Here is a 22,323-nt window from a genome sequence, read left to right as displayed (position 1 = left end):
ACTATAAACTTATATCTTCTAAGATAAACTCTTTTTCATTTTTTTCACAAAATTCTATAAAATATTGAAAATATTTATCAACTTCATCTTTATCATATCCAGCAAGACTAATCACAACTTTTCTTTTATCTGCTATTATTTTAGGTAATGATGAAAAATCAAGATGTGAAGGAATTTTTTTCATAGTATCAATCAAATCATTTTCACTTGTTTCTATAGTCATTGTATTTCTATATTTTTCAATATTTGATTTTGGATATAATTTATCTAATGCTTCCATTACCATAGCTTGACTCATAGATGGAAAACCTGGAGTGAAAAAAAATCTATCTTCAAGATAAAATCCAGCTACATTATTTACTACATTTGTAAGAAGTTTTGCATTTATTGGCAGATATGCCATATTTATTCTGTGAGGATAAGCTTCTTCTTTAAATTGATTTATAATTCTATTTTTTGCCTCTTCATGAAATTCCATTTTTCCATTTGTAAATGCCTTTGCAGCTACAACTCTAGTATAATCGTCAGGAGTTGCTCCAATTCCACCAAAACAAAACATAACAGAATTTGGATCAGATTTTATAAGATTAAAAATATCAAACATAAGTTTTTGGTCATCTTCTATTACAAAAGAGCCTTTTTGTTCCCAACCTCTTTTTAAAAGTTGTTCATTTAAGAAAGAAAAATGGGCATCTTTACGACGTCCATTTAGTAATTCAGTACCAATAATTACTGAATAAAAATTGATTTTTTGAGTACTCATTAAATTCTCGATTGGATAAATTTTTCCATTTCATCTACAATTTCTTTAATAGTTCCTTCCCCATTTATTACTTTTAATAAATCTTTTTTTGAATAAAATGCTCTAATTTCTTCTAATGGTTCAGCAAAAACTTTCATTCTATTGTTAAATACTTCAACATTGTCATCAGTTCCCCTTGCACGTCCTAAAACTCTATCTCTTGCAACTTGTTCACTAACTTCAACTTCTATACAGTTTACTAACTCTACTTCATCTTCATTTGCTAAATATTTATCTAATTCAACCATTTGTTCTATACTTCTTGGATATCCATCGATAATCACAATATCTGTTGATGCTTTTTTTATAGCTCCAATAATTGTTTCAATAGCTATATCAATTGGTACAATATTTCCTGCACTTATATATTTTTCAATTATTTGACCTCTTTGAGATCCACTTGATACTTCTGTCCTAAACATATCACCAGTTGAATAATGAGTTATATTATTGTGATTTACTGCAATTAATTCTGCATCAGTAGTTTTGCCACTGCCAGGTGCCCCAATAATTAAAAATAATTTTTTCATTTATAACCTTAGTTGAATTTTGAGGGAATAATTGTATCAAAAATCATTTAAATTCTTGATGTAGTATTTAGAGCTTATGTATTATTAAAAGCTTTTTTTATACAATACACGAAAAATTAAGGAAACGAAATATGAATTTAATGCTATTTGGAGCACCTGGTGCTGGTAAAGGGACACAAGCAAAATTTTTAATCGAAAAATATAACATTCCACAAATCTCAACAGGCGATATTTTAAGAGCAGCTATTGCAGATAAAACTGATATGGGAATGGAAGCAAAAAAATTTATGGACGCTGGACAGTTAGTTCCAGATTCTACTATTATTGGTATTATTAAAGATAGATTAGCTGAGTCTGACTGTAAAGATGGTTTTATTCTTGATGGTTTTCCAAGAACTTTAGCTCAAGCTGAGGCTTTAAATGAACTAATGAAAAATATGGGAATCTCTTTAGATAAAGTTATCTCATTAAATGTTCCTGATGAATTAATCGTTGGAAGAATTACAGGAAGAAGAGTATGTTCAAAATGTGGAGCATCTTTCCATGTAGAATTTAATCCATCTAAAAAAGAAAATGATTGTGACTACTGTGGTGGTGAATTAATCATCAGAAAAGATGACAATGCCCAAACTGTTATTAGTAGACTTGATGCATACCACACACAAACTGCACCATTAATTGAATTCTATACAAAAATGGGTGTATTTATGGAACTTGATGGAACAAAAGATGTTTCAGAAGTTACAGCAGATATGTTCAACGCTTTAGCGTAAACTCTTTTTTCAAAAAGTAAAAAGGGGCAACTAATTTTAGTTGCCCCTTTTTTTATCTAAAATTATTAAAAATACTAACCTTGCATTCCAGAAGTAAATGGCTTTTTATTGTTTGTTGCAAATTTATTTTTTGCAACAACAATCTCTTTTTGTTTCTCTTTTCTTCTTTGGTCTTTTTCAACAAATATTTTTTTCTTAGTAAATGGATCCATTTCAGTGTAATACATAACAGCTGAGTAAGTTCCTGGTGTTGGAGTGAATACCTGAGCTTGTTCTGGATTCATTTTTAACTCATGTGTTGTAAACTGCTTTAACTCATGCATATGTTTTTCTTCACAACCTGGATGTGCAGCAATTAAATAATATGTTAAAAACTGTTTTTTACCTGATTCTTTATTTAAATCATCATACATCTTTTTAAAATCAATTAAAGTTTGTTTTCCAGGTTTTCCCATATGATGTAAAACCTCATCATTTGTATGTTCTGGTGCTACTTTCATTTGCCCTGAGATATGATGGTCTATCATCTCTTTTAAATACTCTTTTCCATGTTTTTTATCAGCAGTAATTAAATCATATCGAACGCCTGAAGCCACAAATGCTTTTTTAATTCCAGGAACAGCTCTAATATCTTTTAGTAGTTGTATGTTTCTACTATGGTCAACTTTCATCGTTCGACAAAGTCTGTGAGCATCTACACATCTTTTATTATCAACACAAGTTCCAAGATTTATTTTTTTCTTACACTCATATCCATACATATTAGCAGTTGGTCCTCCAACATCTGAAATAATTCCTTTAAAATCTTTCATTGTTGTAAAGTGTTTTGCTTCAGCTAAAATATTTTTTTCGCTTCTAGTTCGTATAGTTCTTCCTTGATGAGCAGCAATTGCACAGAAGTTACACTCTCCCCAACATCCATGGTGAGTCATAATAGAAAACTTAATAGTTTCAAGACATTTTACTTTTCCCTCTTTTGCATGATATGGATGTAAATCTCTTTGATATGGAAAAGATGCAATATGATCCATTTCTTCTTCTTCCAAATGCCTGCTTGGTGGATTTTGGATTAAATATCGTCCATCAATCTCTTGGCATAAACCTTTTGAATAAACTGGGTCATTATTGTCATAAAAAGTTTTAAAAAGGTCAATATATTTTTCTTTAAAATCTAAACACTCTTGATGTGATGGAATTTGTAGATAATCATTTACTGGTTCTTTTGAGATATAACAAAGTCCTTTTATAGTTCTTGGGTCTTTTCCTTCTTTTAGATAATTACCCAAATCCATTATTGCTTGTTCAGCCATACCATAAACCATATAATCAGCTTTGGTATCAAATAATATTGGTTTTCTAAGTTTATTTGTCCAGTAGTCATAATGAGTAAGTCTTCTAAGACTTGCTTCAATTCCACCAAGAACAATAGGAACAGTATTTTTAAAATATCTTCTGATTAGATTTGTATATACTAAAGTAGCTCTATCTGGTCTTTTATTGTTTTTTCCACCAGGAGTATAGTCATCATCATTTCTAAATTTTTTAGTTGCAGTATAGTTTGAAACCATTGAATCGATGCTTCCACCACTAACTCCCCAAAACAGTTTTGGCTCGCCTAATCTTTTAATATCAATATCACTATTTACATCAGGCTGACCTATAATTCCAACACGAAGTCCTATATCTTCAAGCAGTCTTCCAACAACTGCAATTCCCATAAATGGAGAATCTATATAGGCATCACCTGTGATTAGGATGACATCAAGTTCATCCCAACCACGTTCATTCATCTCTTTTTTTGTAGTAGGTAAAAATTTATTTAATTTTTCTGAATTATTCATTTTTCTTCTTTATAAAATATATTAGTTTTTTCGTATTGTGCCTGAATATATTTTAACCCCTACTATAAAAAATTAAACTCTTTTTGTTAAATTTGTATCAAGTTTTTTAATATCTAACATCATTGCTATTTTTGAATCTTCTAACTCTTTAATCTCAACTAAACTTTCTATTAAAGTTCCTGCTCCTAAGAAATGATTTTGAATATGTTGAATAGTTTTTTCTTCAACAACACAAACTGTTTCTAAAGAAGAAACCATAATTCCAACACAATGTTGAATATTATCTTTATCATATTCAACTAAAATTATATTTGTTAGTTTTTCATTTGTAATTTCTTCATTTACAAAATCTCTTATATCTAAAACTGAAACTAATTTATCTTTATATAAAACCATACCTTTAAAATGGTTCTTTTTGTCCATATCTATTGATTCTTGTAACTCTTCAATTCCAATTGATTCTATTACATTTTTTGCATTTACAGCTAAAAATTTTTTTCCTAAATAAAAAGTTGCTAACTCCATACTTGAAGGAGTAAATTTTGTTTTTACTGAAGATAAAAATTTAGATTTTGTATTTTCAAGAAATGTATAACAATTTATACTTCCAATATAAACAAAAACAAAACATATTACATCATTTTTATAATCATCAACTCTACTTTTATACTCCCTATATCCTGTTGAACATTTTGCACCTACAGCATAATATGAGCCATTAAATTCAATAATTTTACTCATATTTTGTGCATTTTTTAAAGTAAAAAACATATCATCAATATTTAAATAAGAATCAACTTCTAAATCATCATTTGTTGAAGAAATTATCTGTTTATTTTTATCTGTAAATATAGCAAATACACCAGGAACTTTTTCTCCATTTGCATCTTTAGGCATTGTCTCTTCTAACATAGAATAAAACTGTGGAGTAGAATCAAAAACAACAGCAATTCCACCTGTAATTTGTTTTTCATCTTTTAAAGATCTAATTGCACTGCTATAAATGTATGTTGATTCATTGTTATAGAGATTTGTTTTTTCAAATTTTGATACTGTATATTTTGATGTATCTTTCAAATTTAAAGTTTTTTCTACCCATTCTTGAGTTAAAATTTTTCCTACTAAATGGTCTTCTTTTTCATTTGAAACAGCTATTATTTTTCCTGATTTGTCAAAAATAATAAGATTTGTATAAACGGTATATAGTTCATTTATATATTTTAGAATTGATGTAATTTCACTTTTTTTATTATGTAAAATTGAATAATTATCAAATGTTTCTCTAAAATATGAGTTTAATGCCCACCATCTACAATCATTAGCTCTTTCATATAAATTTCTATCCATTATATCAATTGCTAAAGATGATAAAAATTCACTATCTTTTAATATTGCAGATATGATTGTTTGATTTAAATTTTCCAATGAAGAGTTTGCTTTATTTCCAGTAATTCCTATCTCATTTAATAAAGATTTTGAAAATTCTCTATTTACAGAATTTAATTTACTTTGAACAATATTTCCATTCCAGATAACTCTTGTCAAATTATCTTGAATAGTTCTACTTTTATTAAAAACTTCTTTTAACTCTTTTGAAAAATGTTGTTCATTTTCCATCATTGCATTTATGATTTTATTATCAACTTTTATAGAATTTAATTCATCACTTAAAAAAGCATATTCAAGTGGAATCATAATATGTCCGTACCATTTTAAACCATAAAAACCTTGATAACCATTTGTTTCACATGTTTTTGCTATATAATCACGTCCTGCATAAGAGATGATTTTATAGTTTTCATTTAAAATAATTGGAAGTTTTGCGCCTAAACCAATATGTTCTTTATCGCTACTTGCTATTACATATCCATCTTCATCTAATATTACTAAACACTCTTTATTTTTTTCATCAATTAAATTATTGAAAATTCCATTCATTTCATCTGAGAATTTAAAACAAAGTGCTAATACTCCTAAATTTTCTGAATTTGAATCATTTGATTTTGTAACTTTGTATGAATAAACTAAAGACTTTTTATATTGAGGAATAAAATCATGATATTTATATGTTTCAACATAATCTTCATTTGAATTTAAAACTTTTTGAACAAATGAAGTATCAACTTTTTCTACTTTAATATCATCATTTAATCTTACAACTATTTTTCCATGAGTATCTAATAAAACAATATCAAAATATACTGAATATTTTGATACATATTCTTTAAATCTTTTTTGTATATTTTGTCTTAAAACTAAACTTTCATCATTATATTTTGAAACATAATTTTGAATAAATATTCTTATATCATCATCAGTTGCTAAAAATCCAATATCTGCTGTTCTTTCAAAAAGATTTCTAATAAGTACATCTATTGCAACTTGTGCCTTAAATTTCATTTCTTGTGCAACTCTTTTTACTTGTTGTTCACTTAAATGATTTAATAAAGTTGAAGTTAAATTTAAAAAATTTTCTTTTGTTTTACCTATATCAATATTTATATCACCTAATTGTCCTAACAGGGCTAACATATCCCAAGAAGAGCTCAATCTTCCTAATTCATCTTTGTATTTATCAACATCTTCTATATGTTTTATTATTGGATACAAATCAGCTTTTATATTAATTCCTTTGTAATTAATAATATTATTATTTGACATCTGTTATTTCCTATTTTTTTCTATAATAAGATTATATTGCAATTAAAATTTTTTTTAAATATACAGCTGTATATAAAATAACATATTATGAAAAATAATTTTTTTTGCTTATTTTGAAAGTTTATCTGTCAGTTCTAATAAATTTATTTGCCAGTTTGAATTAAATATATCTTCTTGGACAATTTGAATATTTAAATTTGTACCAAGAGAAAGGGCAAGATTGTAATCATAATTATCAAGAAATAATATTTTTTTTACATCTTTTTTTTGAGTAAATTTAATTAATTCTGGTACATCTTGTATACTTATATATTTTTTTTCTCTTCTAATAGCTTTAATTCTAAATCTTCTTGTAAAATATTCCCAATAGTCATCAAAAACATAAATCACATTTGTTTCACTACTTCTAAATTTTTGTTTGATTCTTAAAAATGTATCATCAATTTCATTTAAAAAAATTTCATAATTTTTTTTATAAAAGTCTTTTTTATCTTTGTTTATGATTACTAATGTTTCATATATATTTTTTGCTACTTCACGTAAAAGTAAAGGATCTGTCCAAATATAAGGATTATCATCAATTTTAAAAATATTAGAAGAAAGATCAACAAGAATTATTTCTGGATTTTTTTCTTTTAATATTTTTGCATATTTATTTTCTACATCTAAAGAAAAATGAAAATAAGCTTTTGCATTTGAAAGTTTTGAAATCTCAGAATAAGGTAATTCTTGATATTCAGAAATATATCTATTGGAAATTTCTCTTATTTTTACCTCTTCATGTGCTATTTTTCTAACTAAATAAGATTCTAAAGGGAAATAAGTAATAACTTGGTATTTTGAGAATAAAAAGACTGGAAAGAAGAATAAAATAAATAAAAAATTTTTCATACTCTTCTTTCCAAAAAAATTAAATATCAGCTACTGTTTTTCTTAATCTAATATTTAGTTCTTTCAATTGTTCTTCATCAACAGTTGATGGAGCTTGAGTTAATAAACATTGAGCTTTTTGAGTTTTAGGGAATGCAATTACATCTCTGATTGAATCAGTTCCAGCTAAAAGCATAATCATTCTATCAAGACCCATTGCAAATCCACCATGGCTTGGTGCACCATAAGCTAAAGCATCAAGTAAGAATCCAAATTTATCTTTAGCTTCTTCATCACTAATTCCCATTAATTTGAATACTTTTGATTGAATTTCTTCTTTGTGGATTCTTATACTTCCTCCACCAAGTTCTGTTCCATTTAAAACAATATCATAAGCAATTGATTCAATTTCTTCTAAATCTTCGATATTATCTAAATCATATTTTTCAACATTTGGCATTGTAAATGGATGGTGTAAAGCTTTTGTTCTTCCATCTTCAACTTCAAACATAGGGAAGTCTACAACCCATAAAAATTCATAAGCATCTTCAGGAACTATATTCATCTCTTGAGCTAGGAATAATCTAAATCTTCCCATATAATCCCAAACTACTTTTTTAGCTCCAGCTCCAAAGAATACAACATCACCAACTTCAAGTTCAGTTACTTTTACAATTTCTTCTAAATCAGCATCACTAAAGAATTTAGTTAATGGACCTTTTAATCCATCTTCTTTCATTTGGAAGTAACCTAAACCTTTAGCTCCAAATTTTCTAACATAATCTTCAAAACCTTTCATTTGTCTTTTAGAGAAAATATTATCTCCGTTTTTACATTTTAAAGCTTTGATTCTATTATTCTTTTTATCTTTTGCAATATCAGCAAAAATTTCATTTGTTGAGTTTGCAAAAATATCAATAACATCAACAAGTGGCATGTCAATTCTTAAATCAGGTTTATCAGAACCATATTTTTCCATAGCTTCAGAATATTTCATTCTTCTAAAAGTTGAAGGAACATTTTTACCACATTTTGTGAATACATCGTAAATTAATCTTTCAGCAACTGCGATAACATCTTCTTGTGTACAAAAAGACATTTCTACGTCAATTTGAGTAAATTCAGGTTGTCTATCAGCTCTTAAATCTTCATCTCTAAAACATTTTGCAATTTGGAAATATTTATCAAAACCTGCAACCATTAATAATTGTTTAAATAATTGTGGAGATTGAGGAAGTGCATAAAATTCACCTGGATGAACTCGTGAAGGAACTAAATAATCTCTTGCACCTTCTGGAGTCGATTTAGTAAGAATTGGTGTTTCAACATCTAAGAATCCTAATTCATCAAGTGTATTTCTTACTTGAATAGTTGCTTTAGATCTTAATTGGAAAATTTCAAATGATTTTCTACTTCTTAATTCTAAAAATCTATTTCTTAATTTGATCTCATCATTTACTTTTTCATCATTAATATCAAATGGCATAGGTTTTGATTTATTTTCAATTACTAACTTTTCTAAAATGATTTCAATTTTTCCAGTAACTAAATTTGGATTTTCTAATCCCTCACCTCTTGCTCTTACTTTTCCTGTTGCAATTAATACATATTCATCTCTTACATTTTCAGCAACAGCCAAAGCATCTTTACAATCTTGTGGGTCTGCTACAAGTTGAACTAATCCACTTTTATCTCTTAAATCAATAAATATAATTCCACCATGGTCACGTCTACTGTTTACCCAACCAGCAACAGTTACAGTTTCACCTATAATATTTTCAGTTACATCTGTACAATAATGTGTTCTCAAGTCTAACTCCATTTCTATAAATATTCGCGATTTTATCTAATTTTTACTTAATTTCTAAAAAGCCTACTTCAGTACTTTTAAACAATCTAGGAGTGTAAATAACTTCATTGTCTACTATTTGTGTTGGGATTGAAGATGAATTACCATCATTATACAAATAATTAATTCCAACTAAAGTTGAATAGTCAACCCATTCATAAGTTATATTTCCTCCAAAAGTTGTTATTTCATCTTTAAGTTTTGCATCAACACTATCAATTGAATTTGCAATTACAAGCTTTTCTCTATCTTTATCTTGTGTTAATATCATAAGCATAGGATCATAATTTAATTGAGTTGAAAAAATAATCTTAGGATAAACATCATAAGCTCTTAATTGAGATAAAATTAAAGATGTTTTTACTAAGTCAGTATTTAAAAAAAGTGATGAATTTTTTAACCTATAATCATTTACTATATTTTTAAAATTTGTTTCATTTTTTTTTATCTCTTTTCTAACTGTTGTATTAGTAACAACATTATCGTAACTTCTTTTTAGTTTAGAACCTAAATATGTGTCTTGATAAAACATCGCATTATTTCCAGTTGAATAATAACTTAATTTTTTAAGTTGCTCATCATACGAAATAGAACCAAAAATTAAATTATCATTATTTTCTAAAGAATCTTTTTTTTCAATTAAAGGAAGATACACTTTTAAATCATTTGAAACAACTTTGTTTAGAGTATTTATTGCATTAGGAGTAAATAATGCGATAACCTTAGTAATGCCTTCTTCTTCAATTTTTGAGAAGGCAGAACTAATTTTATCGTAACTTTCATTTTCACAATCTATTACTACTAAATTATAATCAGCTTTTTTATAAGATAAATAACCTGAAATAGTGTTCATAGAATTTTTTGCATATTTTGAAACTAAAGATGATGGATAAATAAATGCAATTTGGATTTTTGCTTTTGTTTCATCGATTTGAATATTTATATTTTCTTCATCTATTGTATTCATACTGCCATTTGGAATAGTTTCTTCTTTAATATCACTTTCTTTTATATCAATAGGAGTAAATTCTTCCACGACTGTAACTGAATCTTCTTCAACTTTTTTTTCTTTTTGAACTTGTTTTTCTATTTTGTTTTTATTTGGTAATTTCAACTCTACAACTTGTTTTTGTGTACACCCAAAGAAAACGAATACAAATAAAATTAATGCTAATATTTGTTTCAATTTAAAGCCTCCATAAAATTTTTTATTTTTAACATATCATAGTATGCATCTTTTTTAAAAGATGGATTTCTCAACAAAAAAGTTGGTGAAAATGTTGGAAGTAAACTAATTCCATTAAAACTAAGCTCTTTACCTCTTATTTGTGAAAAATTATCACTATTTTTGAACAAATAAGTGTATGTTTTTTCACCTAAAGCCACTATTAATTTAGGTTTAATAAGCTCTATTTGTTTTAATAAATAATCATTACAAACATCCATATTAGAGTTTGTAGCACCATTTAAACTTTTGCATTTTACCAAAGTTGTTATATAAATCTCTTCTTTTTTAATATTTAATACATTTTCTATCATTTTAGCCAAAAGTTCACCAGTTTTTCCAACATAATAAGAAGCTAACTCATCTTCTGTTTTAGTTGGTTCATCACTTATGAACATAACTTTTGAATTAAAATTACCATAACCAAAAAGAACATTTTTACGACATTTTGAAAGTTCACATAAATAACAGTGATCAACACTATTTTTTAATTCTATTAAATTATTGGGCAATTTAATATTTTTTAATTCTGTTGAAAAAAAATCTAAAGGTTCGTGATACTCAAAGCCAAATGATTTTAAATTGTATAAATACTTTAATAATTGATTTTTAACTAATTTTGTCATATGGAATTGTACAAAAAAACTTCTTGAACAATTATTTGTTCCAATATATAAAACAAAAATATAATTTTACTTGACTTTTGTTCCAATATTTTATAAAATAATAAATGTTTTAATAATAGGAATAAAAATGAGTATGCCTAGTTTAAGAAAACTAGAATTTGATTTAGAAGTAAATAAGACAACTTTACACAATTGGAAAAGAAATAGACCAAAATTATTTGAATTTATTATGGAATCTTATAAAAATAGAGAAATTCTAAAAAAGCATTTAGAATTATTAATGGAACAAAAAGAAATTATTGAAAAAGAGATTGACATTACAAAGAATAGAATAGTTTAGTATGAAAAGTTATGGAGCTAACATAATAATATAACTTTTTTAAAGTGTGCGAAGTATTATTTATTTTGGCTTCATAGTTTTTTGTATTTAAAATAAATTTTAATAAGAATTTTATATTAGACATAAATAAGGAAAATCTTTCCTTATTTAATATTGTTATAGATATTTATTTATATCTATGAGTGATTCTACCTTTATCTAGTGAATAAGGTGTGATTTCTACTTTTACAGTATCATTAGGTAATATTTTGATATAGTGCATTCTCATTTTTCCTGAGATATGACATAAAACTACATGTCCATTATCTAATTCAACTCTAAACATAGCATTTGGTAGAGCTTCAATTACTTTACCATCAATTACAATTACATCATCTTTTGCCACATTTTCCCCTTAATCTTCCGAATTACTTAAAATAACTGCTTTACCATTAATAACAGCAACTGTATGTTCATAATGACTACCTCTTAATCCATCAGCTGAGACAACATCCCAACCATTTTTTAGAATAACAGGATTTCTATCTTTACAACAAATCATTGGTTCTATACAAAATACCATTCCATTTTTGATCTTTGGTCCAGATTTTGTATTTCCATTTTCTAAATAATTAGGAATCTCTGGTTCTTCATGTGGTCTTTTACCAATTCCATGCCCACAAAATCTCACAAGCGGTTGATAACCTCTTGCAACAATAAAATCTTCGATTAATTTAGATAACTCTTTAAATCTAAGACCTTCTTGCACTTGTTCGATAGCATAATACAAAGAATCTTTTGCACAAGCAATCAAATCTTCATCTTCTTTTGAAATTTTTCCTATTGGCATTGTTATTGCGGAATCACCATACCATCCCTCAATTTCAGTACCAATGTCAAGACCAAGAATATCACCTTCTTTAAGAATAACATCACTAGGAATTCCGTGTATTATAACTTCATTTAACGAAGTACAAATTGCATTTGGGAAACCGTATAAACCTTTAAATGAGGGTCTAGCTCCTAGATTTCTCATGAACTTTTCCCCCATAGCATCAACTTCTTTTAAAGTCATACCAGCTTTTACATTTTCTCTTAAGAAATTTAAAGTTTTTGCAACTGCAATATTTGCAACACGAAGTTTTTCTATTTCATTTGGTTTTCTTAATGGAATTGCCATTTTACAGTCCAACCGCACTTAATGTTTGATATTTATTCATATATTGTTGAGCTTCGATTTTTCTCATTGTATCAATTGCAACCTGAACAACAATTAATACTGCAACTCCTCCAAAATAGAAAGGTACCCCCATAGCTTTTACAATAAGCCAAGGTAAAGTTGATATTAATCCCATATAAATTGCACCCCAAAAAGTCAATCTACTTGCTACTTCATTTAAAAATTCAGCTGTACTTGCTCCTGGTCTAACACCGGGGATAAATCCACCTTGTTTTTTTAAATTTTCTGAAATATCTTTTGCATTAAAAGTAATTGATGCATAAAAAAATGCAAAGAAAACTACAAATAAAAACATAAATAAATTAAAAGTATATGAACTAGGACTTAGATAATCAGCTATTGCAACTAAATATTTATTTTGACTTCCTTGTAACACAGTTGCAGGAAACATTAAAATAGCACTTGCAAAAATTGCTGGAATTACTCCACTTAAATTAACTTTAATTGGAATATAATTCATAACTCTTTTTTTCTGATTTTGCATCATAACTTTTCTAGAATATGATACAGGAACTCTTCTCTCACCTAACTCAACATATATAATTGCACCTACTGTTGCAAGAATTACAATTAAAATTCCAATAACTGTTAGGAAATTCATTTGACCATTATTTACTAACTCAATAGTTCCACCAATTGCACTTGGAATTGCTGAAACGATACCTGCAAAAATAATCAATGAAATACCATTACCAATACCTTTTTGTGTGATTTGTTCACCAATCCACATTAAAAGCATAGTACCAGTTAACATTGAAATTGCAGAAACTGCAATAAATGTATTCATATCAATTGAGATTGCACCTTGTCCACTTTGACCAGTTAATGAATTAAGACCAACTGAAACACCAATTGATTGTATTAATGTAATAACAATAGTTGTATATCTGATGATTTGCATGTATTTTTGCATACCATCTCTTTCTTTTTTCATTTTACCAAGTGCTGGGAAAGTTGCTGCTAGAAGTTCCATAATAATAGAAGCAGTAATGTAAGGCATAATTCCTAGTGAAATAATACTTAGTCTTTCAACTGCATTACCACTAAACATATTAACAAGACCTAATGCATTATTTGCATTTGAGTCGAAAAATTCTTTAACTACGTCTATATTAACTCCAGGTACTGGCACGTATGCCAATAACCTGTAAAGGAAAATAAAGCCTAATGTAATAAGAATCTTATTTATTAGATCTTTACTCATGGCTATTTTCCAGTAGTTGTAACGTTTTCGTCTTTAATCTTAGCTACTAAATCTTTTGCAGTTGAACCAATTAATTTAACTTTTTCAACTGATTTTGATAATTTATACACTGATTTAATAGAATCTAATGTAATTTCATCAAGTTTTGCAATTTGAGATACTTTATCAACATTGATAGAATAAGGTTTAACTACTCTTGAAAAGAAACCAACTTTTGGAAGTCTTTTATAAAGTGGTTGTTGACCACCTTCAAATCCTCTTTTCATTTTATAACCAGATCTTGCTTTTTGACCTTTGTTACCTTTTCCAGCAGTTTTACCTGTACCACTACCTTGACCTCTACCAATTCTTTTTACATTTTTTGTACTACCAGCTGCTGGTTGTAAATTTTCTAATGCCATATTCTTATCCTTTTATCTTAGCTAATGCTTCAACAGTAGCTTGTACAAGGTTGTTTGGATTATTTGAACCTAAAGATTTAGCAATAATATCTTTAACCCCTGAAAGCTCAAGAACAGGTCTTGCAGCTCCCCCAGCGATTAGTCCAGTACCCTCAGATGCTGGTTTTAATAATATTTTACTTGCATTATATTTATGTTCAATATCATGTGCTATTGTAGTTCCTTTAATAGAAACAGTAACTAAGCTTTTGAATGCATCATCTAATGCTTTTTTAATTGCATCAGGAACCTCTTTAGCTTTACCAGTTCCAAATCCTACTGTACCGTTTTTATCACCAACAACAACTAAAGCTGTAAATCTGAATCTTCTACCACCTTTTACAACTTTTGTTACTCTTCCGATTTTAACGATTGCTTCTTGAAAGTCTTCTCTATTTACTGCCATCATTAACCCTTATAATTTGATACCGTTTTCTCTTAATGCGTCAGCAAATGCTGCTACAACACCATGATAAAGATAACCATTTCTATCGTAAACTACTGCTTCGATTCCAGCTGCTTTTAAATTTTCAGCAAGTTGTGCTGCAACTTTAATTGCATTTTCTTTATTCACATTTAAACCCATAGCTTTTGAGCTAACTGCTGCTAAAGTTACACCTTCAACATCATTGATAGCTTGTGCACTAACGTATTTGTTAGATTTAAAAATTGATACTCTTGGCTTTTCAGCTGTACCAAAGATTGAACTTCTAACTCTTTTTTTTCTTTTGATTCTTAAAGCATTTTTTTTAGCTAAATCTTTTTCTCTACTCATAGTTACACCTTACTTCTTAGAAGTTTTTCCGGCTTTTCTGATGATTTTCTCATCAGTATATTTAACACCTTTACCTTTATACGGTTCTGGTTTTCTAAAGCCTCTAATAATTGCAGCAGCTTGACCAACTTGTTGTTTGTCAGCACCTTTTACATTAATAATGTTTTTTTCAACAGTAACTTCTAATCCTTTTGGGATTTCATAGTTAATTGGGTGAGAATAACCTAATAATAGTTCTAATACATTACCTTTTACAGCAGCTCTATAACCAACTCCATTGATTTCTAAAGATTTTGTAAATCCTACATTAAGACCATTGATAGCATTAGCTGTTAAAGCTCTATAAGTTCCCCAAAATGCTGAAGACTCTTTTGATTCACCATTTCTAGTTAATACAACTTGAGAGTTAGCAATTTCAATACCAACTCTTCCATGAGTTTCAACTGTAGAAACATTGTTTCCTTTTTTTACACTAATTACTGTACCACTTACTGTAACTTCAATTCCTGAAGGAATTGCGATAGGTTTTTTACCAATTCTTGACATTACACTCTCCTACCATACAGTACAAAGTACTTCACCACCAACATTAGCTGCATATGCTTCATCATTAGCAATTACACCTTTGTTAGTTGAAACGATAATAGTACCGTACCCATTTTTAAAGTTTTTAATTTCAGAAGCGTTTTTATAAACTCTTCTTCCTGGTTTAGAAACTCTTGTAATTTCATTAATTACTGATTTCTCATTATCATCATATTTCAATTCAACTTGAATTGTTTTTTTGTTGTTTTGTCCATCAATAACTTTGAATCCAGTAATATACTCTTTTTGTAATAAAACGTTTAAAACACCTACTACTGTATTTGAGTGTAATAATGTTGCAACTTCTAATTTTCTCATTGCAGCATTTCTAATTCTAGTTAAAGCATCTGCGATTATATCATTCATCATAGCTTTTTTCTCCTACCAACTAGCTTTTCTAACACCAGGTAATAAACCTTCGTTAGCCATTTTTCTTAAACAAACTCTACATAAACCAAAATCTCTATAAACAGAGTGAGGTCTTCCACAAACAGAACATCTTGTGTATGCTCTTACAGCAAACTTAGGTGTTCTTTGTTGTTTAGCGATCATAGATTTTTTTGCCATTACGCTCTTCCTTTTGTAAATGGAATTCCTACTAATTCTAATAATCTGAATGCTTCAGCATCATTAGAAGAACTTGTAGAAATTGAAATATTCATACCGTGTGTTTTGATAATATTATCATATACAACTTCTGGGAACATTAATTGCTCGTCTAAACCAAAATTGAAATTCCCTCTACCATCAAAACCATTTTTGTTAAGACCTCTAAAGTCTTTTACTCTTGGTAATGCAACGTTACATAATTTATCTAAGAAATGATACATTTGTTCACCTCTTAAAGTAACTTTAACACCAACTGGCATACCTTCTCTAACTTTAAATCCAGCTACTGATTTTTTAGCAATTACTTTAACTGCTCTTTGACCAGCAATTAAAGAGATTGTATCTTCAATATTTTGAATTAATTTAGAATCTTTCATTGCTTCACCAGCACCAACAGAAATAACAACTTTTTCTAATTTAGCTGTTAAACATTTGTTTTTTGGAAATTCAGCTTCTAATGCTGGTTTGATTTCTGATTTATATTTTTCAAATAATCTTGATGCCATATTAGTTACCCTCTACTTTTGCTACATTTGAAATGTCAATTGGCATTTCTTTGTTTACAAATCCACCTTCTGGATTTTTTTCTTGATCAGGTTTAACTGTTTTTTTAGCAACTTTGCAATCTTTTACAATTACTTTTCTTTCTTTTGGTAATACAGCTAAAACTTCACCAGTTTTACCTTTATCATCACCAGCGATGATTTTTACAGTATCACCTTTTTTGATTTTTAATTTAATTGCCATATTATAATACCTCCGGTGCAAGTGAAACGATTTTCATGAAACCTGAATATCTTACTTCCCTAGCAACTGGTCCAAAGATTCTTGTTCCAACTGGCTCTCTTTTTGCATCTAGAATAACCGCTGCATTATCATCAAATCTAATTAATGAACCATTTTCTCTATGAACTTCTTTATGAGTTCTAACAACAACAGCTTTTACAACTTGACCTTTTTTAATTTTTCCAGTTGGTAAAGCTTTTTTAACTGAAGCAACAATAACATCACCAACAGTTGCATATCTTCTTTTAGACCCACCTAAAACTTTGATACACATAATCTCTTTAGCACCTGTGTTGTCAGCTACGTTTAATCTTGTAAAACTTTGAATCATTATTTAACTCCTGTAGCTACTATCGTCTTTAATCTAAAAGATTTAGTCTTTGACAATGGTCTACACTCAACAGCGATAACACTATCACCAACATTTAATTCATTTTTTTCATCGTGAACTAAATATTTTTTAAATCTCTTTACAGTTTTGTGATATTTTGGATGTAAAACTGATCTTGTAACTAAAATAGAAGCAGTTTTATCACCTGATTTTTTTACCACTACACCTTGAATCTCTCTTTTATGTGTCATACTTAGATCCTTAGTTAGCTTTTGCAGCAGTTATAGCTGTTTGAATTTTAGCGATGTCTTTTTTAGCAACTCTTAATTCAGAAGTATTTGTTAACTGCATTGTTTTTAGCTTAGCTTTTAATTCAAAAAGAAGCACCTTTTTCTCTTTTAATAATACTTGAAGTTCATTCAAGTTTTTGTCTTTTAAATCAGTATAGTTCATTTTCGCTATCTCTTGTTACAATTTTAGTTTTAAATGGTAGCTTATGCATTGCTAAAGTTAAAGCTTCTCTCGCTAATTCTTCAGATACTCCAGCCATTTCAAAACAAATTCTTCCAGGCTTAATGTTCATAACCCATTTATCAACAGAACCTTTACCTTTACCCATTCTTGTTTCTAATGGTTTAGCAGTAAGTGGTTTATCAGGGAATACCATAATCCAAACTTTTGCTTGTCTTTTTACTTTTCTTGTCATTGCAATTCTTGACGCTTCAATTTGTCTTGAATCGATTCTACCGTGTTCAACTGCTTTGATACCGATATCTCCGTATGCTAAAGAGTTTCCTCTATGAGCCATACCTCTATTTCGGCCTTTCATCATTTTTCTGAACTTAGTTCTTTTAGGCATTAACATAATTATTTACCTCTTTTCTTAGTTGGTCTTCTTTTAGGTTTAGAAGTTGATTCTTCAGCTTTTTCAGTTGGAATACCTTTAGCTAATACTTCACCTTTGAAAATCCAAACTTTAATACCGATACAACCATAAGTTGTATGAGCTTCAGCAAAACCATAATCGATTCTTGCTCTTAAAGTATGTAATGGAACTCTACCTTCTAAATACCACTCAGTTCTTGCCATTTCAGCTCCACCAAGTCTTCCAGAAACAGATACTTTAATACCTTTTGCTCCACCTTTTAATGCATTTTGCATAACTCTTTTCATAGCTCTTCTGAATGCAACTCTTCTTTCTAATTGTTGAGCAACGTTCTCAGCAGATAATTGAGCAGAGATTTGTGGTTTTCTTTCTTCTTTGATGTTAACAGCAATTTCTTTACCAACTAATTTTGAAAGTGCATTTTTTAGTTTTTCAACATCTGCACCTTTTTTACCAATGATAATACCAGGTCTTGCTGCAACAACTGTAACTCTAACTTTTTTCGCTGTTCTTTCAACAATAGTTTGAGCAATTCCAGCATAGTATAATTCTTTTTTAACATACTTTCTGATTTTGTCATCTTCTGCAACATTTGCTGGCATAGTTTCAAATTTAGGAAACCATCTTGATTCCCAATTTCTATTAATACCTAATCTTAGTCCAATTGGATTAACTTTTTGACCCATTACTTATCTCCTTTAGTTGCAGCAGCTACTTCAATCATAATATGTGCAGTTGGTTTATGCTTTGGTGAAGCTGAACCTCTTGCTCTTGGAGTAAATCTCTTAAGAACTGGACCTTTATCAACTCTAGCTGATGTGATAACTGCATCAACTGGATCTAAACCTGCATTTGCAACAGCAGATGCTATAACTTTAGAAATAATTCCAGCAGCTTTATTTGGAGTAAATTGTAAAGATGCAATTGCATACTCTGCATTCATTCCTTGAACTTCTCTTGCAATTAATCTTGCTTTGATTGGAGAAAGTCTAATAAATTTTAATATTGCTTTAGCCATTCTTATGCCTTTCTTTGAACAGAACCTTTATGGCCCTTAAATGTTCTAGTTGGTGCAAATTCACCTAATTTATATCCAACGTGGTTCTCTGTAATATTTACAGGAACGAAATTTCTTCCATTGTGCACATTGAAAGTTAATCCAATCATATCTGGTAATACAGTTGATCTTCTTGACCAAGTTTTGATTGGTTTTTTATCATTAGCACTATTTGCACTAATAACTTTTTTCATTAGGTGTGCGTCTACGAATGGACCTTTTTTTATCGATCTTGCCATCTTAAACCCTTACTTCTTTCTTTTTGAAATGATTAGTTTGTCACTAGCTTTTTTCTTTCTAGTTTTATAACCTTTAGTTGGCATACCCCATGGAGTAACAGGATGTCTACCAGAGTTAGTTTTACCTTCCCCTCCACCGTGTGGGTGATCAATAGGGTTCATTGCAGATCCTCTAGTTTGAGGTCTAATACCAAGGTATCTACTTCTACCAGCTTTACCAACAACCATATTTGTGAAATCTTCATTTCCAACTACACCAATTGTAGCCATACAAACACCAAGAATTTTTCTCATTTCACCAGATGGTAATCTCATGATTACATATTTATCTTCTCTACCCATAATTTGAGCATATCCACCAGCAGATCTAGCGATTTGACCACCTTTTCCTGGTTTCATTTCGATATTATGAACCATTGTTCCAACAGGAATATTAATTAAATTCATTGCGTTACCTGGTAAAATATCAAGACCTGATTCAGAAGCTTGAACTTTATCACCAACTTTTAATCCAGAAGGTTGAATAATATATCTTTTATCCCCATCCAAATATGTAACTAAACAAATTCTACAGTTTCTATATGGATCGTATTCTATAGTAGATACTGTACCCTCAACACCGAATTTATTTCTTTTGAAATCAATAATTCTATATAATTTTTTAGCACCTGCTTCTTTGTGTCTAGATGTAATTCTACCGTTATTATTTCTACCAGCTGCTGCTTTTACTCTTACAAGTAAAGATTTAACTGTTGGTTTAGAAGTAATATCAGAACTATCCATAACAGACATGAATCTTCTTGCAGGAGTTATTGGTCTAAATTTTTTAATTGCCATTTTCTACTCCTTAAGCTGATAGGTTCGCAATAGCTGCGCCCTCTGGTAATGTTACATAGAATTTTTTGAAATCAGGTCTTTTACCTAATTTTCCTTTAAATCTTTTTACTTTACCATCTTGTCTTAAAGAATTAACTTTTGATGGAGTAACACCAAAATATTCTTTAAATACTTCTTTTAAACCGCTTTTAGTCATTCTTGGACTAGTTTGAACAACGATTACACCATTTTCTTGAAGCTCAATTGTTTTTTCTGTATATAATATTGCTTTAATATCTGTAATATCTGCCATCTTAAGCCTCTTTTGTTAATGCATCAAGCACTGATTTTTCAATTAATACTGAATGGTATGTAGCAATTATATAAGCGTTAACTTCTTGCTTTTCAACCATATAACAGTTTTTAATATTTCTAAATGCTAAATATGTTTTTTCATCAATAACATCGCATACTATTAATGTATCTCTTTTATTTAGTTTATTTAAAACTGCAACTGCCTCTTTTGTTTTACCTGACTCAATTTTTAAAGAATCAACAACAAATAACGAACCATTGTTAGCTTGTGCATTAATAGCATATTTTAATGCTAAAGCTTTTTGTTTTTTATTAACTTTTTGGTTATAGTTTCTTTTAGTAGGTCCAAATGCTTGTCCCCCACCAACGAATAAAGGAGATCTTTTTGAACCCCATCTAGCTGCACCAGAACCTTTTTGAGCTTTAGGTTTTTTACCACCACCGCTTACTTCTGCTCTTGTTTTAGCTCTTGCTGTATTTGATCTTAATGCTGCTAAATATGATTTTACATATAAATATAAGTTGTGAGAGTTAATCTCTTCATAACTTGCTGGTAAAACTACTTCACCATTATTTTCAAATTTTTCGTTTAATACTATAGCTTTGCTCATTTAGCAACCTTTACTTTTCCTAATGAACCATTTGCACCAGATACTGAACCTTTAAGAACTAAAATTCCTGTCTCAGCATCAAATGAAATAACTTCATTTTTTACAGATACATTTGTATTTCCGTATTGCCCTGGCATTTTTTTACCTGGCTGAACTCTACCTGGCCATTCGCAGTTACCGATTGAACCAACTCTTTTACCCATTCTGTGACCATGAGATGCTCTACCACCAGCAAAATTCCATCTTTTAACTGCACCAGAGAAACCTCTACCTTTAGTTTTAAAAGTTGATTTTACTAATTTAGCTTCACCTAATCCAGAAACATCTAAATCACCAGCTTCACCATTTGCTACAGTAATTGTTGCAAATCTGTTAAACTCTTTAGATAAGTTGAACTTTTTTTGTTGACCTTCAATAGCTTTGTTAAATTTTTTACCATTGCTATAAGAAACTAGTGCTACACCTTCAGATACTTCACATACTTTAGTATCAAGAACTTTTAAAAGTGTAACAGCTGTACTAGGAACAGAAACTGTTCTACTCATACCGATTTTTTGAACTATAAATTCCATCTTGTATTACCCTTTCTTTTATTCTTGACCCATAGATCTAACTTCAACATCAACTTCAGGAGCTAAGTCAAGTTTCATTAGCGAATCTACAGTATCAGGAGTTGCAGCAATAATATCAATAATTCTTGAATGAACTCTGATTTCAAATTGCTCTCTTGAATCCTTATTTACGTGAGGACCTTTAATAACTGTATATCTTCTGATTTTTGTAGGAAGAGGGATTGGACCTCTCAAATCAGCACCAGTTCTTTTAACAGCTTCAACAATTGAAGCAACACTTCTGTCTAAAACTCTATGATCATAAGCTTTAAGCTTTAATCTGATTTTTTCCATTAATTTTCCTTTAAAGAACTCGTTAGAT

Annotated in this window: 33 protein-coding genes; 2 read left to right on the top strand and 31 right to left on the bottom strand. The window is 29.1% G+C overall.

What is annotated here, in order from left to right:
* Window position 1: 1 nt before the first annotated feature.
* Together ABLL_RS05115 and ABLL_RS05110 are read right to left on the bottom strand one after the other, a co-directional pair.
* Window positions 2-763 (bottom strand): molybdopterin-binding protein, encoded by a 762-nt coding sequence (locus tag ABLL_RS05115; protein WP_014473716.1) that lies wholly within the window; start codon window positions 761-763, stop codon window positions 2-4.
* Complete coding sequence (locus ABLL_RS05110) at window positions 763-1,332, bottom strand: adenylate kinase (protein ID WP_014473715.1); 570 nt, start codon at window positions 1,330-1,332, stop codon at window positions 763-765. Before ABLL_RS05110 ends, ABLL_RS05115 begins: the two co-directional genes overlap by 1 nt.
* A 131-nt stretch (window positions 1,333-1,463) precedes the next feature.
* Between ABLL_RS05110 and ABLL_RS05105 the strand changes: the two genes are divergently transcribed.
* Window positions 1,464-2,105, top strand: coding sequence for an adenylate kinase (locus tag ABLL_RS05105; RefSeq protein WP_014473714.1), 642 nt, complete (start codon window positions 1,464-1,466; stop codon window positions 2,103-2,105).
* Between the two features lie 74 nt (window positions 2,106-2,179).
* Here the strand turns inward: ABLL_RS05105 and ABLL_RS05100 are convergent, their stop codons facing one another.
* The 6 genes from ABLL_RS05100 to ABLL_RS05075 all read right to left on the bottom strand — a co-directional run bounded on the left by ABLL_RS05100 (window position 2,180) and on the right by ABLL_RS05075 (window position 11,177).
* On the bottom strand, window positions 2,180-3,946 hold the full coding sequence (locus tag ABLL_RS05100) for a YgiQ family radical SAM protein (protein ID WP_014473713.1): 1,767 nt from the start codon (window positions 3,944-3,946) through the stop codon (window positions 2,180-2,182).
* Window positions 3,947-4,018: 72 nt separating this feature from the next.
* The gene (locus tag ABLL_RS05095; protein WP_014473712.1) at window positions 4,019-6,607 is read right to left on the bottom strand and encodes a chemotaxis protein CheW; all 2,589 of its coding nucleotides are present in this window, start codon (window positions 6,605-6,607) and stop codon (window positions 4,019-4,021) included.
* A gap of 108 nt (window positions 6,608-6,715) precedes the next feature.
* Entirely contained in the window at window positions 6,716-7,498 is a 783-nt protein-coding gene (locus ABLL_RS05090; RefSeq protein WP_014473711.1) for a metal ABC transporter solute-binding protein, Zn/Mn family, read from the bottom strand.
* Between the two features lie 19 nt (window positions 7,499-7,517).
* Window positions 7,518-9,287: an aspartate--tRNA ligase gene (gene aspS, locus ABLL_RS05085; RefSeq protein WP_014473710.1), complete on the bottom strand. Its 1,770-nt coding sequence runs from the start codon at window positions 9,285-9,287 to the stop codon at window positions 7,518-7,520.
* Window positions 9,288-9,330: 43 nt separating this feature from the next.
* Entirely contained in the window at window positions 9,331-10,512 is a 1,182-nt protein-coding gene (locus ABLL_RS05080) for a hypothetical protein (protein ID WP_014473709.1), read from the bottom strand.
* Window positions 10,509-11,177: a uracil-DNA glycosylase gene (locus ABLL_RS05075; RefSeq protein ID WP_014473708.1), complete on the bottom strand. Its 669-nt coding sequence runs from the start codon at window positions 11,175-11,177 to the stop codon at window positions 10,509-10,511. The genes ABLL_RS05080 and ABLL_RS05075 overlap by 4 nt, the downstream gene beginning before the upstream one ends.
* A gap of 127 nt (window positions 11,178-11,304) precedes the next feature.
* On the opposite strand from ABLL_RS05075, the gene ABLL_RS05070 reads away from it, so the two are divergent.
* Window positions 11,305-11,517 carry a hypothetical protein gene (locus ABLL_RS05070; protein ID WP_014473707.1) on the top strand — a complete coding sequence of 71 codons (213 nt, stop codon included), beginning with the start codon at window positions 11,305-11,307 and terminating at the stop codon, window positions 11,515-11,517.
* Between the two features lie 166 nt (window positions 11,518-11,683).
* Here ABLL_RS05070 and infA read toward each other — a convergent pair whose 3' ends face one another.
* From infA to rpsJ, 23 genes are read right to left on the bottom strand one after another with little or no spacing between them, the layout of a single operon-like run.
* On the bottom strand, window positions 11,684-11,902 hold the full coding sequence (infA, locus tag ABLL_RS05065; RefSeq protein ID WP_014473706.1) for a translation initiation factor IF-1: 219 nt from the start codon (window positions 11,900-11,902) through the stop codon (window positions 11,684-11,686).
* A 9-nt stretch (window positions 11,903-11,911) separates the two neighbouring features.
* Window positions 11,912-12,676: a type I methionyl aminopeptidase gene (map, locus tag ABLL_RS05060; protein WP_014473705.1), complete on the bottom strand. Its 765-nt coding sequence runs from the start codon at window positions 12,674-12,676 to the stop codon at window positions 11,912-11,914.
* 1 nt (window position 12,677) lies between these two features.
* Complete coding sequence (gene secY, locus ABLL_RS05055; protein ID WP_014473704.1) at window positions 12,678-13,940, bottom strand: preprotein translocase subunit SecY; 1,263 nt, start codon at window positions 13,938-13,940, stop codon at window positions 12,678-12,680.
* 2 nt (window positions 13,941-13,942) lie between these two features.
* Complete coding sequence (rplO, locus tag ABLL_RS05050) at window positions 13,943-14,341, bottom strand: 50S ribosomal protein L15 (protein WP_014473703.1); 399 nt, start codon at window positions 14,339-14,341, stop codon at window positions 13,943-13,945.
* 4 nt (window positions 14,342-14,345) lie between these two features.
* Window positions 14,346-14,786, bottom strand: a complete 441-nt coding sequence (gene rpsE, locus ABLL_RS05045; RefSeq protein ID WP_014473702.1) for a 30S ribosomal protein S5 — start codon at window positions 14,784-14,786, stop codon at window positions 14,346-14,348.
* 9 nt (window positions 14,787-14,795) lie between these two features.
* On the bottom strand, window positions 14,796-15,155 hold the full coding sequence (gene rplR / locus ABLL_RS05040) for a 50S ribosomal protein L18 (protein ID WP_014473701.1): 360 nt from the start codon (window positions 15,153-15,155) through the stop codon (window positions 14,796-14,798).
* Window positions 15,156-15,164: 9 nt separating this feature from the next.
* Window positions 15,165-15,701, bottom strand: coding sequence for a 50S ribosomal protein L6 (gene rplF, locus ABLL_RS05035; RefSeq protein ID WP_014473700.1), 537 nt, complete (start codon window positions 15,699-15,701; stop codon window positions 15,165-15,167).
* A gap of 9 nt (window positions 15,702-15,710) precedes the next feature.
* Window positions 15,711-16,109, bottom strand: a complete 399-nt coding sequence (rpsH, locus tag ABLL_RS05030; RefSeq protein WP_014473699.1) for a 30S ribosomal protein S8 — start codon at window positions 16,107-16,109, stop codon at window positions 15,711-15,713.
* A 12-nt stretch (window positions 16,110-16,121) separates the two neighbouring features.
* Window positions 16,122-16,307 (bottom strand): type Z 30S ribosomal protein S14, encoded by a 186-nt coding sequence (locus tag ABLL_RS05025; protein WP_004510833.1) that lies wholly within the window; start codon window positions 16,305-16,307, stop codon window positions 16,122-16,124.
* Window positions 16,307-16,855, bottom strand: coding sequence for a 50S ribosomal protein L5 (gene rplE, locus ABLL_RS05020; protein WP_014473698.1), 549 nt, complete (start codon window positions 16,853-16,855; stop codon window positions 16,307-16,309). Before rplE ends, ABLL_RS05025 begins: the two co-directional genes overlap by 1 nt.
* 1 nt (window position 16,856) lies before the next feature.
* A complete protein-coding gene (gene rplX, locus ABLL_RS05015; RefSeq protein WP_014473697.1) occupies window positions 16,857-17,096 on the bottom strand; it encodes a 50S ribosomal protein L24 in 240 nt (79 codons plus the stop codon).
* A 1-nt stretch (window position 17,097) separates the two neighbouring features.
* Window positions 17,098-17,466 (bottom strand): 50S ribosomal protein L14, encoded by a 369-nt coding sequence (rplN, locus tag ABLL_RS05010; RefSeq protein ID WP_014473696.1) that lies wholly within the window; start codon window positions 17,464-17,466, stop codon window positions 17,098-17,100.
* Window positions 17,466-17,717, bottom strand: a complete 252-nt coding sequence (rpsQ, locus tag ABLL_RS05005; RefSeq protein WP_014473695.1) for a 30S ribosomal protein S17 — start codon at window positions 17,715-17,717, stop codon at window positions 17,466-17,468. Before rpsQ ends, rplN begins: the two co-directional genes overlap by 1 nt.
* 10 nt (window positions 17,718-17,727) lie before the next feature.
* Window positions 17,728-17,919: a 50S ribosomal protein L29 gene (gene rpmC / locus ABLL_RS05000; RefSeq protein ID WP_014473694.1), complete on the bottom strand. Its 192-nt coding sequence runs from the start codon at window positions 17,917-17,919 to the stop codon at window positions 17,728-17,730.
* The gene (gene rplP, locus ABLL_RS04995) at window positions 17,906-18,331 is read right to left on the bottom strand and encodes a 50S ribosomal protein L16 (protein ID WP_014473693.1); all 426 of its coding nucleotides are present in this window, start codon (window positions 18,329-18,331) and stop codon (window positions 17,906-17,908) included. Before rplP ends, rpmC begins: the two co-directional genes overlap by 14 nt.
* Before the next feature lie 2 nt (window positions 18,332-18,333).
* On the bottom strand, window positions 18,334-19,038 hold the full coding sequence (rpsC, locus tag ABLL_RS04990) for a 30S ribosomal protein S3 (RefSeq protein ID WP_014473692.1): 705 nt from the start codon (window positions 19,036-19,038) through the stop codon (window positions 18,334-18,336).
* Window positions 19,038-19,370 carry a 50S ribosomal protein L22 gene (gene rplV / locus ABLL_RS04985; protein ID WP_014473691.1) on the bottom strand — a complete coding sequence of 111 codons (333 nt, stop codon included), beginning with the start codon at window positions 19,368-19,370 and terminating at the stop codon, window positions 19,038-19,040. Before rplV ends, rpsC begins: the two co-directional genes overlap by 1 nt.
* A 2-nt stretch (window positions 19,371-19,372) precedes the next feature.
* A complete protein-coding gene (gene rpsS / locus ABLL_RS04980; protein WP_014473690.1) occupies window positions 19,373-19,648 on the bottom strand; it encodes a 30S ribosomal protein S19 in 276 nt (91 codons plus the stop codon).
* A gap of 9 nt (window positions 19,649-19,657) precedes the next feature.
* Window positions 19,658-20,485 carry a 50S ribosomal protein L2 gene (gene rplB / locus ABLL_RS04975; RefSeq protein WP_014473689.1) on the bottom strand — a complete coding sequence of 276 codons (828 nt, stop codon included), beginning with the start codon at window positions 20,483-20,485 and terminating at the stop codon, window positions 19,658-19,660.
* 10 nt (window positions 20,486-20,495) lie between these two features.
* Window positions 20,496-20,777, bottom strand: a complete 282-nt coding sequence (locus ABLL_RS04970; RefSeq protein WP_014473688.1) for a 50S ribosomal protein L23 — start codon at window positions 20,775-20,777, stop codon at window positions 20,496-20,498.
* Between the two features lies 1 nt (window position 20,778).
* Window positions 20,779-21,390 carry a 50S ribosomal protein L4 gene (gene rplD / locus ABLL_RS04965; RefSeq protein ID WP_014473687.1) on the bottom strand — a complete coding sequence of 204 codons (612 nt, stop codon included), beginning with the start codon at window positions 21,388-21,390 and terminating at the stop codon, window positions 20,779-20,781.
* Entirely contained in the window at window positions 21,387-21,962 is a 576-nt protein-coding gene (rplC, locus tag ABLL_RS04960) for a 50S ribosomal protein L3 (RefSeq protein WP_014473686.1), read from the bottom strand. The genes rplD and rplC overlap by 4 nt, the downstream gene beginning before the upstream one ends.
* 18 nt (window positions 21,963-21,980) lie before the next feature.
* Window positions 21,981-22,295, bottom strand: coding sequence for a 30S ribosomal protein S10 (rpsJ, locus tag ABLL_RS04955; protein WP_014473685.1), 315 nt, complete (start codon window positions 22,293-22,295; stop codon window positions 21,981-21,983).
* Between the last annotated feature and the right edge of the window lie 28 nt (window positions 22,296-22,323).

This window comes from Arcobacter sp. L (assembly GCF_000284235.1).
GTDB classification, from domain to species: domain Bacteria; phylum Campylobacterota; class Campylobacteria; order Campylobacterales; family Arcobacteraceae; genus Aliarcobacter; species Aliarcobacter defluvii.
This window is presented reverse-complemented; position numbering and strand designations above follow the sequence as displayed.

Bases quoted from the DNA above. Each gene is read 5' to 3' on its own strand.
- rpsS (WP_014473690.1), bottom strand. From the start codon at position 19,648: ATGGCAAGATCGATAAAAAAAGGTCCATTCGTAGACGCACACCTAATG.
- ABLL_RS05070 (WP_014473707.1), top strand. From the start codon at position 11,305: ATGAGTATGCCTAGTTTAAGAAAACTAGAATTTGATTTAGAAGTAAAT.
- ABLL_RS05025 (WP_004510833.1), bottom strand. From the start codon at position 16,307: ATGGCAAAAAAATCTATGATCGCTAAACAACAAAGAACACCTAAGTTT.
- rplB (WP_014473689.1), bottom strand. From the start codon at position 20,485: ATGGCAATTAAAAAATTTAGACCAATAACTCCTGCAAGAAGATTCATG.
- rpmC (WP_014473694.1), bottom strand. From the start codon at position 17,919: ATGAACTATACTGATTTAAAAGACAAAAACTTGAATGAACTTCAAGTA.
- rplX (WP_014473697.1), bottom strand. From the start codon at position 17,096: ATGGCAATTAAATTAAAAATCAAAAAAGGTGATACTGTAAAAATCATC.
- ABLL_RS05100 (WP_014473713.1), bottom strand. From the start codon at position 3,946: ATGAATAATTCAGAAAAATTAAATAAATTTTTACCTACTACAAAAAAA.
- rplD (WP_014473687.1), bottom strand. From the start codon at position 21,390: ATGAGCAAAGCTATAGTATTAAACGAAAAATTTGAAAATAATGGTGAA.
- rpsE (WP_014473702.1), bottom strand. From the start codon at position 14,786: ATGGCAGTAAATAGAGAAGACTTTCAAGAAGCAATCGTTAAAATCGGA.
- rplE (WP_014473698.1), bottom strand. From the start codon at position 16,855: ATGGCATCAAGATTATTTGAAAAATATAAATCAGAAATCAAACCAGCA.
- rplF (WP_014473700.1), bottom strand. From the start codon at position 15,701: ATGTCAAGAATTGGTAAAAAACCTATCGCAATTCCTTCAGGAATTGAA.
- secY (WP_014473704.1), bottom strand. From the start codon at position 13,940: ATGAGTAAAGATCTAATAAATAAGATTCTTATTACATTAGGCTTTATT.
- rplR (WP_014473701.1), bottom strand. From the start codon at position 15,155: ATGAGTAGAGAAAAAGATTTAGCTAAAAAAAATGCTTTAAGAATCAAA.
- rpsJ (WP_014473685.1), bottom strand. From the start codon at position 22,295: ATGGAAAAAATCAGATTAAAGCTTAAAGCTTATGATCATAGAGTTTTA.
- ABLL_RS05115 (WP_014473716.1), bottom strand. From the start codon at position 763: ATGAGTACTCAAAAAATCAATTTTTATTCAGTAATTATTGGTACTGAA.
- ABLL_RS05090 (WP_014473711.1), bottom strand. From the start codon at position 7,498: ATGAAAAATTTTTTATTTATTTTATTCTTCTTTCCAGTCTTTTTATTC.
- rplP (WP_014473693.1), bottom strand. From the start codon at position 18,331: ATGTTAATGCCTAAAAGAACTAAGTTCAGAAAAATGATGAAAGGCCGA.
- ABLL_RS05105 (WP_014473714.1), top strand. From the start codon at position 1,464: ATGAATTTAATGCTATTTGGAGCACCTGGTGCTGGTAAAGGGACACAA.
- rplO (WP_014473703.1), bottom strand. From the start codon at position 14,341: ATGGCATTAGAAAATTTACAACCAGCAGCTGGTAGTACAAAAAATGTA.
- ABLL_RS05095 (WP_014473712.1), bottom strand. From the start codon at position 6,607: ATGTCAAATAATAATATTATTAATTACAAAGGAATTAATATAAAAGCT.
- rpsQ (WP_014473695.1), bottom strand. From the start codon at position 17,717: ATGACACATAAAAGAGAGATTCAAGGTGTAGTGGTAAAAAAATCAGGT.
- map (WP_014473705.1), bottom strand. From the start codon at position 12,676: ATGGCAATTCCATTAAGAAAACCAAATGAAATAGAAAAACTTCGTGTT.
- ABLL_RS04970 (WP_014473688.1), bottom strand. From the start codon at position 20,777: ATGGCAGATATTACAGATATTAAAGCAATATTATATACAGAAAAAACA.
- ABLL_RS05075 (WP_014473708.1), bottom strand. From the start codon at position 11,177: ATGACAAAATTAGTTAAAAATCAATTATTAAAGTATTTATACAATTTA.
- rplN (WP_014473696.1), bottom strand. From the start codon at position 17,466: ATGATTCAAAGTTTTACAAGATTAAACGTAGCTGACAACACAGGTGCT.
- ABLL_RS05110 (WP_014473715.1), bottom strand. From the start codon at position 1,332: ATGAAAAAATTATTTTTAATTATTGGGGCACCTGGCAGTGGCAAAACT.
- rpsC (WP_014473692.1), bottom strand. From the start codon at position 19,038: ATGGGTCAAAAAGTTAATCCAATTGGACTAAGATTAGGTATTAATAGA.
- rpsH (WP_014473699.1), bottom strand. From the start codon at position 16,109: ATGATGAATGATATAATCGCAGATGCTTTAACTAGAATTAGAAATGCT.
- rplC (WP_014473686.1), bottom strand. From the start codon at position 21,962: ATGGAATTTATAGTTCAAAAAATCGGTATGAGTAGAACAGTTTCTGTT.
- rplV (WP_014473691.1), bottom strand. From the start codon at position 19,370: ATGGCTAAAGCAATATTAAAATTTATTAGACTTTCTCCAATCAAAGCA.